Annotated in this window: 14 protein-coding genes; 4 read left to right on the forward strand and 10 right to left on the reverse strand. The window is 35.4% G+C overall.

All coding sequences use genetic code 11. From position 1 onward, the window contains the following. Positions 1-32 precede the first annotated feature (32 nt). On the forward strand, positions 33-881 hold the full coding sequence (locus tag V7127_RS24270; RefSeq protein ID WP_335490642.1) for a MerR family transcriptional regulator: 849 nt from the start codon (positions 33-35) through the stop codon (positions 879-881). A 334-nt stretch (positions 882-1,215) separates the two neighbouring features. Here V7127_RS24270 and V7127_RS24275 read toward each other — a convergent pair whose 3' ends face one another. The 3 genes from V7127_RS24275 to V7127_RS24285 form a co-directional block, all read right to left on the reverse strand. Continuing rightward, the gene (locus V7127_RS24275; protein WP_335347808.1) at positions 1,216-1,725 is read right to left on the reverse strand and encodes a GNAT family N-acetyltransferase; all 510 of its coding nucleotides are present in this window, start codon (positions 1,723-1,725) and stop codon (positions 1,216-1,218) included. Between the two features lie 344 nt (positions 1,726-2,069). Continuing rightward, complete coding sequence (locus tag V7127_RS24280) at positions 2,070-2,948, reverse strand: putative RNA methyltransferase (RefSeq protein ID WP_335490668.1); 879 nt, start codon at positions 2,946-2,948, stop codon at positions 2,070-2,072. Between the two features lie 232 nt (positions 2,949-3,180). After that, positions 3,181-3,432, reverse strand: coding sequence for a hypothetical protein (locus V7127_RS24285; RefSeq protein WP_335490645.1), 252 nt, complete (start codon positions 3,430-3,432; stop codon positions 3,181-3,183). 85 nt (positions 3,433-3,517) lie between these two features. Here V7127_RS24285 and V7127_RS24290 point away from each other — a divergent pair, with 85 nt between their 5' ends. Continuing rightward, positions 3,518-3,643, forward strand: a complete 126-nt coding sequence (locus V7127_RS24290) for a hypothetical protein (RefSeq protein WP_335490647.1) — start codon at positions 3,518-3,520, stop codon at positions 3,641-3,643. Here V7127_RS24290 and V7127_RS24295 read toward each other — a convergent pair. Further along, complete coding sequence (locus V7127_RS24295; protein ID WP_335490651.1) at positions 3,608-4,237, reverse strand: hypothetical protein; 630 nt, start codon at positions 4,235-4,237, stop codon at positions 3,608-3,610. The genes V7127_RS24290 and V7127_RS24295 overlap by 36 nt on opposite strands. 238 nt (positions 4,238-4,475) lie before the next feature. Here V7127_RS24295 and V7127_RS24300 point away from each other — a divergent pair, with 238 nt between their 5' ends. After that, the gene (locus tag V7127_RS24300) at positions 4,476-4,916 is read left to right on the forward strand and encodes a YaiI/YqxD family protein (RefSeq protein WP_335355585.1); all 441 of its coding nucleotides are present in this window, start codon (positions 4,476-4,478) and stop codon (positions 4,914-4,916) included. A gap of 172 nt (positions 4,917-5,088) precedes the next feature. Here V7127_RS24300 and V7127_RS24305 read toward each other — a convergent pair whose 3' ends face one another. Together V7127_RS24305 and V7127_RS24310 are read right to left on the reverse strand one after the other, a co-directional pair. After that, positions 5,089-5,250 carry a DUF3934 domain-containing protein gene (locus tag V7127_RS24305; RefSeq protein WP_335347991.1) on the reverse strand — a complete coding sequence of 54 codons (162 nt, stop codon included), beginning with the start codon at positions 5,248-5,250 and terminating at the stop codon, positions 5,089-5,091. A 446-nt stretch (positions 5,251-5,696) separates the two neighbouring features. Beyond that, complete coding sequence (locus V7127_RS24310; protein ID WP_026574136.1) at positions 5,697-5,897, reverse strand: cold-shock protein; 201 nt, start codon at positions 5,895-5,897, stop codon at positions 5,697-5,699. Positions 5,898-6,429: 532 nt separating this feature from the next. Here V7127_RS24310 and V7127_RS24315 point away from each other — a divergent pair. Further along, positions 6,430-6,897, forward strand: a complete 468-nt coding sequence (locus V7127_RS24315; protein ID WP_335490654.1) for a DUF3291 domain-containing protein — start codon at positions 6,430-6,432, stop codon at positions 6,895-6,897. Between the two features lie 386 nt (positions 6,898-7,283). Here the strand turns inward: V7127_RS24315 and V7127_RS24320 are convergent, their stop codons facing one another. The 4 genes from V7127_RS24320 to V7127_RS24335 all read right to left on the reverse strand — a co-directional run bounded on the left by V7127_RS24320 (position 7,284) and on the right by V7127_RS24335 (position 11,158). Continuing rightward, positions 7,284-7,949: a C40 family peptidase gene (locus tag V7127_RS24320; protein WP_335490656.1), complete on the reverse strand. Its 666-nt coding sequence runs from the start codon at positions 7,947-7,949 to the stop codon at positions 7,284-7,286. Positions 7,950-8,164: 215 nt separating this feature from the next. Then, the gene (locus V7127_RS24325) at positions 8,165-8,410 is read right to left on the reverse strand and encodes a hypothetical protein (protein ID WP_335490659.1); all 246 of its coding nucleotides are present in this window, start codon (positions 8,408-8,410) and stop codon (positions 8,165-8,167) included. A 154-nt stretch (positions 8,411-8,564) separates the two neighbouring features. Next, positions 8,565-9,281, reverse strand: a complete 717-nt coding sequence (locus V7127_RS24330; protein ID WP_335490662.1) for a phosphoadenosine phosphosulfate reductase domain-containing protein — start codon at positions 9,279-9,281, stop codon at positions 8,565-8,567. Positions 9,282-9,871: 590 nt separating this feature from the next. Next, a complete protein-coding gene (locus V7127_RS24335) occupies positions 9,872-11,158 on the reverse strand; it encodes a histidine--tRNA ligase (protein WP_335490666.1) in 1,287 nt (428 codons plus the stop codon). Positions 11,159-11,379: the final 221 nt, after the last annotated feature.

The raw sequence follows: 11,379 nt of genomic DNA on the forward strand, positions 1-11,379 counted from the left end.
TAACTATATAGTCAAGGGTGGTGATGTAAATTATGAATAAAAAAAATATGAAATATTTAACTACAGGTGAATTCGCAAAGCTTTGCAAGGTTAACAAACAAACACTCTTTTACTACGATCAAATAGGTCTTCTGTCTCCAGTATTTAAAAATGAAAAAGGCTATCGTTTTTATTCAATCAACCAAATAGAGTTATTCTTTGTTATAGATTTATTAAAAGATCTTGGTATGTCACTAAATGATATTCAACAATACACGCAAAATAAATCTCCTGAAAGTTTTTTAACTTTAATGTATCAAAAGAAAGAAGAGATTATGAAAAAGCGGCAGGAAATTCAAATGAAGGAAAAACTTATCGAAACAAAAATAACATTAATGGAGGAGGCCTCACACCTTGACTTTCATCAAATTACGCTTGAACATTTACCAGAAGCCACACTTTATTTAAGCAGAAACATTGAAAGTATTACCAATGAGGAATTTGTAGAGGTTATTTCAGAGTTTATTGGTGAATTGAACGAATTACAGCTTGATACAGGTTATCCTATAGGTGGTATAACGAAACGGGAGCAAGTTTTAAAGGGAGAATTCTCTAAGTATAGCTATTTATACATTGAGCAACCACATCCCAAGGAAGGATATCCGTATTTCCAGGCTGTAAAGGGTGATTTTCTCATTGGGTATCATATTGGAGATGATAAAACAATACATAATACCTATAAGAGTCTTATTTCAGAGATGGAACGTTTAGATTTAGCCTTAGGAGATTATGTTTTTGAAGAGTATATTTATGATACAGTTGTAAAGAACCAAAAGGAACATTACGTTACAAAAATTATGATACAGGTAATTAAAAATAGGCAGCAAAAAACTTTACTTTAATAAGGTTAGGGATTTGGATATACCCCTGTCAAGTAGACAGTGGGCTAGCGTCAGGAAACGGGTATTACAACGTTAAGGGAATTTCAATTTTAAAAATCCTAATTTCTTAATTTAATGCTAAGAAATTAGGATTTTTCTTTGCTCCATTAATGGAAGATCGTACTTGACCATTGCTACTAATAAGAAGATGATCTGTATTAAACAACTTGAATCATTAATTGCAGCAACTGATGGGGTAATGCGTTAAAAATTGCGACCTGCACTCACTTTAATTCATGCTTTTTGTATAAGGTAACGCTTGGAAATCGCAAATTCACAACAAAAAAATCCAATATTATGAATAGACGTGTTTAAATACCCAGTTTTTAAAGGATTGATATGCTTGTTCTTGTAATGGTTTCGGGTAAGACATTAATACAACTGAAACCGGGCTTTGCCCTTTTGCAAGTGCTGGTTGAACATAGCCCCACTGACTAAGGCTAAAGCCATTTCGTTCATAAAAACCAGCTCGCCTTTTTTCGATTTCCCCCTCAGGTGGTTCGATTTCAAGGACGATAGGTTTTGCCTGCTGCTTAAGAAATGCTTGGAGTAGTTTCGACCCTAAGCCACCATTGCGAAAGCTTGCTTTAACGGCAAAATGCTCTAGGAAGATAAAATCGGGTCCTTCCCAAGTGGCAAAAAAAGCAGCAAGCTTATTATCTTTTTCATAAACGTATATTTGATAGTGAGGATGAGAAAGTAATGCACGTTGTGTTTGGTAGGGCCTATATTCATCTATAGGGAAAGAATCTTCAATTAATTGATAAAGGTTTTCAAATTGTTCTTCTTGTAAAATCGTTAGCATGTGTTTCTCCTTACTGACTTGTTATTTTGTTATTGATCGTGGAATTTCATAGTTATAGTGTAGCATGTTGTGCATTGATTTTTATAAGCATTTATCTTTATCAAGTCTAATTCGTAAGCTGAAGTATCTACTTTATGGTATACGAAAATCGCATTTTGACCGAATGCAAGTAAGTCATGCGTCAACCATAGGTTTTGGTGAAGATCCATATTAAAAAACTTCTTTACTCTTCAATCTGGCCTTATAGCTAAAGAAGGCACAATTCTATTTTAAGAATTGTGCCCGCTTGCTGTATAGAAGTGATAAGAGCAGTCCAAACTGCAAGGCTACTCTCTTCTCAAAATTTAATATTTCTTACCAATTAATATTTCCAAATCAACGGTTATTTGAGCTGAATTTGCTTCTAAGAATAATTTAGCTTGACTCTCCGTGGCCGCCCATGATAAAGGAGTCATTTGAACGAGTGTTTGAATTGATGGATTATTAAGTGTCACAGTATAACATAGTCTTGAACTATCTACTAATTTGAAATTCATATTAAATCGTTCAACAGTATTAACATTAGTATAAGATTGTTTTTTGGGTTCATCGAATATAACTTCTCTAAATTCTTTTAAATAGCCACATTGGGGAACAACTTTAACTACTAGACCATCAGCTTTTGTCAGTCTGTTAAATTCTGCATAATTTGAAGGCGACAAGATGTTCAGTATAACATCAAATTGCTTATCCTTGAATGGTGTATTGGCAAGGTCAGCAACAGCCCAAATCTTATTGGTGTAGTTCTTGGCAGCTACCAATATGCCTTCTTTAGAAAGGTCAATTCCTACTCCTTTAATTGTTTTATTATATTCAGAACTAACAATATCGCAAATAGAGGATAGGTGTGAACCCTCTCCGCATCCCATATCAATTAATGATATTTCTCCTTTTTTAATAGTATGCTTATTTATAATTTCAGCAATTGCTTGGCTGAGTGGTTTGAAAAATCCATCCTCTATAATAAGTTTTCTTCGTGCTTCGAAAAGATCCTTGCTGTACTTAGTTTTTACCTGGTGAGTCGTCAAGTTGATATATCCTTGCTTGGTAAAATCAAATGTATGGTTATTTGAGCAGATTAAACTTTTAAACTCAAAAACCATCATTGTTGAATGACAAATAGGACACTTAAAAATGGATTCAAAGTTACTTATATACTCCGCACTCTTCAATCTTTTATTCATTTTAAACAAAGAAGTCACCTCATTCATTCGTTTTTAGATAAATGAAAAAGGCCTAGACAAATAAACCCTCCTCATATTTTGCAAAAAAATATGAATAGGATCTGAAAATAGTCTATACCTGTTACAATCTATAACGAATGAATTGAATAATCATGGAAATAACTCCTTTCGGTGGGTTAATAGGAATCTAACCCATAAATCACATTATCATGATAATCTTCTCGTTGCAAATTCATATTAGCTTTCTAAATAACCCGTTTGATTGCTTCAATGTAATACTAGTGTGAAATGACACTTCGTTCTTCCACAATCGCGCCCGATTGCTTAAAAAGTTGTGAAGTATTTCCATTCCTCTCGAATATTGTCTATGATATCCAATACTAACGATTATTCTAACATGGTTCGATCCGATACGAATCGAATAAATATCTGGGATTTCATCTTTTAATAGAGTCAAAGGAATCACCGCATTGCTTGGATTCATCTAAACTTTGATAGTGGGAGTCGAATTCCTGCCAAAAAATTATAAACATACCTAAACAGGCGCAAAATGTGGGATGAACGTTGAGGTGGCGCAAGAATTGGAAGAAGCAGAAGGGATCACCGTGGAAATGATGATCAATAATGATGCTCCATCTTTACTGTCAGCGAAATGGTCATCAGTATGCAGGCATGAATCCGAAGGCAACCAGTAGCATTGGGACCACTATCAGGATCAAACCAAGTACCACAGGTGCGCCGACCACCCCGAGGACAGCATAGCCTCTTCGTGTGCCGTATCGCCGCGAGTAGGAGACGGCCAGGAAACCATAGCCTGCCGCGGCCAACAGGAACATAAATACGTAGCCGATGCCTGCCAGATCGATTTGTTCGGCAGTGCCCATAAACCCAAAGATCATACCCAGCGCCTGCGTCACGCTGCCCAGGGCATATAAGCCGAGCGTGGCGAAAGCTCCCCACACCAACACGGTCATGAGTGCCGGTAGGTGAAGTTTCGGGATGTTCGCAACCGACAACAACGCCACAGCCGCGCCCAATGACTTAAAGCCAACAACAAGCCAGTTCATCACCGTGATGCCGGCCGTGTACTCGGCAAGTGGACCCCCGGCGAAATGGTCAGTGACCTCGAAAACGATATTGACCACCGCAAACGCGATGCACCAAAGAGCCATCAGGACCCCGATCACTGTGACACCTGTCCCCGGGGAGCGAATGGACTTGGGATGATCGGTTGAGGCCGCAGGAAAGAATGCTAGAACTAAAGACTTGAAAATCTTTTTTAAATTCATCTTTGCTATATCCTACCTTTCATGATTTACAAACAAATCCAATTTTCGAAAATCATAACAGCAAATAACTTGTTCTTAGAAGGGCCAATATCCTTATTTTCTGTAAGAGGGTTTCTCCAATGAAAAAAAGATCTTTCTTTTGTTATTTAATGATTTTAGGTAAACCATCTTTATCGTTTGACAAAGACGAAATTTGCCACTATCATCAACTCAAACTTACTTACGGGGAGAGGTAAAGATGAAAATTTATGTTGATGCAGATGCTTGTCCGGTAAAAGATATCATTATCTCTGAAGGTACGAGTGCTGAAATACCTGTTATCCTTGTTACTAGCTATTCTCATTTTTCTAATGCGGAACAACCATCAGGAGTGGAAACCATTTATGTTGATTCTGGAGCAGATGCTGCTGATTATCGGATTATAAAGTTAGTAGAAAAAGGAGATATAATCGTTACGCAAGATTATGGTCTTGCTTCGCTAGGGTTAGCAAAAGGGTGTGTGGTACTTCACCATAATGGGTCTACCTATACAAATGAAAACATTGACCAATTATTACAAACACGTTATTTGAGCGCAATGGCTCGAAAAAGCGGAATGCGTACAAAGGGGCCAAAACCATTTACATCAGAAGATAGGGAGAAATTTAAGGGGCTTTTTAAAAGAGCGATTTCACATTAAAAGAACCGTTTATTTTTAAGAAAAACCCAGAAAAGTAAATTGTTACTTATATTAAACTGACCTTACCCAGCATAAAAAGAAAAAAGCGAACTCCTATAAAGGAGCTCGCACACGTTGGGTAAATAAATAATTGTATTTATTTCAGCATTCGCTATATTTCGGATAACTTAGTTTAACTTTTGCTCGTGGGGTCATTTTCAACATTTGTTTTTTTTGTACCTTTACTAACATAAGGTTTTGCACTCTTTTTTTTGTTTGCACTAGCTTGCCAACGATTCCAACCCTTCTTGTCTGTTCCTCTCCCAGTTCCACCTTTTCCTTTAGCTTTACTCATAAAATCACTCCATAATTATTCTAGGTTAAGTTACCTATCTGGTTAGTTTTGGTCATTTTACTCGGTTATTAACCAAGCATATTGCAATAAATAACATCCTTCCAGTCACTTTTTCTGTATATTCTTCCTCCATTAATGGCCCTTAACACAACGAAAGAGCGTAATTCTTGCTACAGAATCGCACCCATTTGTTGAATATCATTGCTTAATCCAACATAAGCACCTGTTTGAATTACCAAAAAAGGAGTGGTATTTTAGGCCTCTCTACAAAAAGATTTAAATTGTTTATTTAAATGTAGGAGAATTTGTGATTATGTGATACACTTTGTTTACCATTTGATTTACTGTTTTATATGTGCCCTACTCATTCGTGAGTGGGGTTCTTTGCTTATAAGATAAATAAAAAACAGACTCTATAAAGAGCCTGCTTGAGTTTGGTTTTATTATTAAGCTTTACGCACGTTAGCTGCTTGAGCTCCACGTTGACCTTGCTCAACATCGAAAGTCACAGCTTGACCTTCTTCTAAAGTTTTGAAACCTTCGCCTTGAATAGCTGAGAAATGTACGAATACGTCTTCTCCACCTTCACGCTCGATGAATCCGAAGCCTTTTTCGCTGTTAAACCATTTTACTTTACCATTTTCCATTTATGTTGCCTCCTAGTGTGAAAAACACACATTGTGTTACTATCCTTGCTCTCAGTGATCATCAAGACGAAAAGTTTTACTAAAACTATCCTTTACACCGAACAAAAATAATTCATATTTAGATTAACATTTTTCACAAGTATTTGCAAGAAGACATGCAAGCTACTATTTTACAACTCATAAATTTACACAACTGGTTTTGCATTCTTTTGTTGTTCTTATTCAGGTAGAGCGCTCTTTAATGGAATAACTAGGATTTGGACCCAATACTAGAATCATTTTGATAACAACCCAACCTGGTAGTATAAAAGGACTTTGTCCTACAAATTTTCTAAGTTCTTTATAATTATCCATTTTTGCAACTCATTTTTTAAATCTGGTGTTTAAAAAGAGTATTTTTCTACTAAATAAAGGTTCAACAAAGAAAAGCATCTGATCTACCACCACAATTAATAGTTATATAGTTCAACTAGGAATTAGTCCAGTCATTCTAGAATATATGTAGGTAAATAGTGTAATTGGAGGGGTAATTTTGGCTTTTGTTGCGATTTATACAGTTGGTAGGTTAAAACATCCAAATGAACATCCTGCCTCTCGTGAGTTTTTTGAAGTGGGAAATGAAATAATTCGACAGGCTGCTAAAACTGGGCATCTAATAAAGGAATTTTCACCTAATAGAGTACTTTTCCCTGAGAAAGCAATCAAAGGAGAGGGTTCCCCCATTCTCACACTAACAGTATGGAAAAGCCTTCAATGTTTATATCGTTTTACCTATTCAGGTCAACATAAGCAAGCTTTACGGGACAGGAACAAGTGGTTTGGACCTCTTCAAGAGAGACAACCTAATTATGTGGTGTGGTGGACTGAGAAGGTAACGGATGTTTCATGGAAGGAGGCTTTCAAGAGATACGACTTTTATATTCAACATGGAACAGATCCTTTTGCATTTGACTTTAAGCACGCATTTGATGAATTTGGGGAGACGATCTTGCTTAAATAGCTGGGGTCAATTCTCCTGCTCTGTATAGGAAGCGGAGCATCTCCTTATTGAACAAATCAGTTTAAGTGCATTTCTTCAAAATCTCACATGAATATCCCGTTTTGTTTAAGAGTCTTATTCCATTAAATGTCCCGATTGTGGAGGAAAAATACGAAAAGCAAAATGGATTCTAAATTATATTTCTAATACAGCCGTTACTTCAATTATTTTTAAGTTCATTTTCTAAATCCTTAAGGAGAACATCTATATTTACAACTGTAGTATCTTCAGCCTAGCTCTTTTATTTATCGGGGCATAGGCTGTTATTGGATGGGGTTGTAAATGGCAAAGAAAATATATACAAAAAAGACAGGGGAAAACCGCCTGTCTTGGTTTGCTGGTGTAGTTTAAGGAAGCAAACTAGGTATAACTCTTTTTGCCCCATAATAAGCCTCTTTATAATAGCTTCCATTCATGTCACTAACAACAACGTCTAATTTGTTGTTCGCCATATGAAGTAATTTATTATCTCCAATATAAATTCCTACATGTTCAATTAGTCCGTTATGGTTACCGTCAAAGAAAACTAAATCCCCACGTTTTAGGTTTTTCCTTTCAACGGGTGTTCCCATTTCATACATATCATCTTCATTTGCTGTACCTAAGTCAATTCCGTTTTGTTTGAAAATATAATCAAGGAACGAAGCACAACGGAATTTAAGGGAGGCATAGTCTACTTTACCTAGATCAGCGTATTCAGCCTTTCCTATTAAGGATAAACCTGTATTGATAATCTTGTTCGTAATGACTTCTTCTTGGTTCGCTGTTTTCTCAGGCATTAACCTAATAACAGAACCCACTTGCATATTCATTGGGTCAACTGTTGGGTTAAGTTCCATTAGTTTCTTATAATCCAGTCCGTAACGCTTTGCAATGAGCGAAAAAGAATCTCCTTTGTATACTTTGTAAGATTCGAACGGCGGTTCTTTAAACATAGTCATTGCATTGGCTGGAACTGTTGCACCTCCTAGCACTCCCAAAGCTACTACACTAGCAATGATACTCTTTTTCATTTCAAAACCTCCAGTGTGGTATATTTTTAGGTCTCATGAAGCACTCTATTATATTAAGGTATATAAAACTGTAATTCTACTGGTAATTATATCTACACAAATCTTTTTTTTAAAAAAACCCTTGCATCAAATTGACGGAACCACCAATGAGAAAACATCACCAATTCTTGTTCATCATGAATATCAAATGTGTATCCATCTTCTTCTCTCATTTCTTAATAAGTGTCGATCATTTCCTGTAATCCATAATCAGTATCTTTAAATGTAAAAGATCCACAATCAATATACAGCGATTCAACCTTATACCCAATTCGGTCTAAAAGGTTATGTTGAAGCAGTTTATCTTCCTTTTCATTTCTCCGCATAGCAAAGGTAGCTAGGATATGTGGTGGTATTGCGGCCTTTAAACATTTAATCTCGTCATCCAGATATGATGTTGAGAAAAGCATTTTTTCCATCATTAAAAAAATTGGTCATTTTTTTATTTTCCCCAGTATGATATAAAAAAAGACAGGGTGGGTTATCCATCCTGTCTTTGCATAATTACTCTTTAGTTATCTAAGTTTAAATAAATCAATGTTCCCCTAAATGGTTAGACGGTTATTCGAAATGGGATTAAACGGGTCCACCGGTTGAACCTATTAAAGCTGCCGCTGGTATTTCCCATTTATCCATAATTAAGTCTTCATTATTAAAATTTCTACTTAATGCAAGTGTTACCCATTTACTCAATCGTTTGTCTTTCGGTAATCGGTCAATTGAACTAAAATTAGTTTTTTGCTCAAGAGATAAGCGATTTGTATCAATGGTATGGTTTAACTCATTTTCTTTCTGCACTAGCTTATTGAAACTTTCAGGTGCTATTTCTCGCATCATTGCCCATAGGTCAGATGTTGAGAAAATACAGCCAAAACAACTAGTACGGTTCCAGCCAAGCAAGTACGCTGGATGTGGAAGAAATCTTCTTTTCTCATATTCGTCCCAAATCCTCTGTTCTGACCAATCAATCACTGGCCGCCAAGCGTGTACAATTCTTATATTGCTATTACAGGCATGTATTTCAGTTTCGAAATACATTGCTCTGTTAGGAGACTCTTCTCTTCGTTCACCAGTAATTACAAGAATCTTTTTATCTTTATATCGTGGATGATTTTTTAATACCCTACAAAAGACATCAATTTTCACATATGGTGAACACCATCTAACTTTTAAATCAGGACTCATTGCAAGCCATTTTATGCCTTGTACTTTTTTACCGTTCCTTGCAGGTAGCTTAAATATTTCTCCGTTATCACAGTAATAAACGTCATCAGTAAGACTATCCTTTCTCATAAGTTCGTGATAAATTCCACCCTCACGCCACTGATATGATGTTTTAATTCCAAAGTGTTGTCCAATAGTTTCGATATAGGTTTATGTAACTGGCCAATCCATAAACTCAATTAAATCGTCATGACCGCCATCGACTGATTGATGCCACATTTCAATTTTCTGAGTACTTATACCAAGATCAAGAAAGTAAAACAAGCAAATTTTTTTATCAAGACCTAAATTTTATAAAATAGATAAATTAAAGGGCATTACATATTAGTCATATAAAATATGTAATGCCCTTCTTATTCAACAATCGCGCCCGATCGTATTGTAAGTTTAGCCAGTTTTTACTGGTTGAACTTTTTTATTTGGTTTTATTATAGCGGTAGTCGGAATAGAACATAGCGCCCGTGGGATTTGATCCCGTCAGCAAAACTGTTCACTCCCTACTTGTATAAGCATGTTTCAGGCTGGTTGGGACAATGATCCCGTTTTGCTGAAATCACTGAAACTTCTATTGGCTGGCTTTATTGAATAATTATAATATGGAACCAACCCTAAAATAATTTGATTCTGCTTTAACTAACGCTATTGTTCAATAAGAAAAGTTATTTATTAAAAAGGAAACCTTCAGTTTTTTCTTCACCAGTTAACATATCTTTGATTTTAAATTGATTATTTTTTACTTCTTCCTCTCCAATTATGATAACGTTACGTACTTTCTCTTTATTTGCTTTATCTAAGGCTTTACCTAACTTCTTGTTCCCCATTTCCAATTCCACCGTATACCCTTTTTCTCTTAAATAACTTGCTGCTAATAATGATTCTTTTTGAGTATTCATTGGTATAATGTAAAAATCGACATTCCATTCTTCTAGCGTGCTATCCTTCGATAATTGTATAGCGGTATAAATGACATCTAAACCAAATGATATTCCAACCGTAGAGAATTTCTCATTTGTACCAATGAGTCCACCAATTGCATTGTCGTATCTACCACCACTGCCAATGCTTGACTTGATGGTTTTGTCTGTTAAAAAAACTTCATAAATAGTGCCAGTATATATCTCTAATCCTCTTGCTAAGAACGGATTAAATACACATTTACCATTAACACCTAGGAATGCAAAATAGGTTTCCAGTTCTTTCAATTCTTCTAATCCTTGTTCAACTTGTTTATTTTGTTTTGCAAAAGGCTCAAAGTAGCTATAACTTTTATTATTTTTATCGTTCAAAAACTGTTTAATGGATTGGACAGTGGAAGGTGAAAGACCTTGTTCAGTCAGCTCTGATGTTACCGTTTCTAATCCTACTTTTTCAAGTTTATCAAGGATTAAAACAACTTTATTTATTTTGTCCTCCTCTGTATTAAACACTTCTAACATACCCGTTAATAATTTCCGATTGTTATATTGAATCATTACCTTTAACCCGAGTTTACGGAATACAACTAATGCCATAACCATTAATTCTGCTTCAGCAATTTGTGATTCCACTCCCACAATATCAACATCACATTGAGTAAATTCACGAAAACGTCCCGATTTGATTGGACCATCTCTGAATACTTTACCAATTTCATATCTCTTAAAAGGCATCCTCAATGTTGGGTTCATAGCAACAACTTTTGCAAAGGGAATAGTAAGGTCGTATCTTAAAGCTAAATCCCTTTCTCCTCTATCCGTTAATGTGTACATTTCTTCTAATATTTCAGCACCTCCACCATATTTTGAAGCGAGCAATTCCGTGTAATTTAATATAGGTGTTTCGAGGGGTTTACATCCGTATTGGATAAATACGTCTTCTAAAGTTCTTCTAATATTTCTTCGTACTACTTCATCATTAGGTAAATAATCTTGTGTACCCTTCACATTTTGATAATCCATTTTCTTCATATTCATTAACCTCCAAATTTTTTTAATAAATAAAAAAACCGCACCTGATTTAAGTGTTGAACTTAATCAAATACGGTTTTAATGATAAATAGCCTTCCTATTGACGATTATTAAAATCGAATAGCAAGGCTACTTGATATGATGATGTAATTGTGAGAACGACATAATAATCTTATAAGAACCCATTATACTCACCTCTAATTTCCATTAATATACTATAC

The sequence above is a fragment of the Bacillus sp. JJ1773 genome (assembly GCF_036962035.1).
GTDB lineage: Bacteria > Bacillota > Bacilli > Bacillales > Cytobacillaceae > Cytobacillus.

Coding starts and splice junctions, on each gene's coding strand:
- V7127_RS24270 (WP_335490642.1), top strand. CDS start 33: ATGAATAAAAAAAATATGAAATATTTAACTACAGGTGAATTCGCAAAG.
- V7127_RS24275 (WP_335347808.1), bottom strand. CDS start 1,725: ATGCTAACGATTTTACAAGAAGAACAATTTGAAAACCTTTATCAATTA.
- V7127_RS24280 (WP_335490668.1), bottom strand. CDS start 2,948: ATGAATAAAAGATTGAAGAGTGCGGAGTATATAAGTAACTTTGAATCC.
- V7127_RS24285 (WP_335490645.1), bottom strand. CDS start 3,432: ATGAATCCAAGCAATGCGGTGATTCCTTTGACTCTATTAAAAGATGAA.
- V7127_RS24295 (WP_335490651.1), bottom strand. CDS start 4,237: ATGAATTTAAAAAAGATTTTCAAGTCTTTAGTTCTAGCATTCTTTCCT.
- V7127_RS24300 (WP_335355585.1), top strand. CDS start 4,476: ATGAAAATTTATGTTGATGCAGATGCTTGTCCGGTAAAAGATATCATT.
- V7127_RS24305 (WP_335347991.1), bottom strand. CDS start 5,250: ATGAGTAAAGCTAAAGGAAAAGGTGGAACTGGGAGAGGAACAGACAAG.
- V7127_RS24310 (WP_026574136.1), bottom strand. CDS start 5,897: ATGGAAAATGGTAAAGTAAAATGGTTTAACAGCGAAAAAGGCTTCGGA.
- V7127_RS24320 (WP_335490656.1), bottom strand. CDS start 7,949: ATGAAAAAGAGTATCATTGCTAGTGTAGTAGCTTTGGGAGTGCTAGGA.
- V7127_RS24325 (WP_335490659.1), bottom strand. CDS start 8,410: ATGATGGAAAAAATGCTTTTCTCAACATCATATCTGGATGACGAGATT.
- V7127_RS24330 (WP_335490662.1), bottom strand. CDS start 9,281: ATGAGAAAGGATAGTCTTACTGATGACGTTTATTACTGTGATAACGGA.
- V7127_RS24335 (WP_335490666.1), bottom strand. CDS start 11,158: ATGAAGAAAATGGATTATCAAAATGTGAAGGGTACACAAGATTATTTA.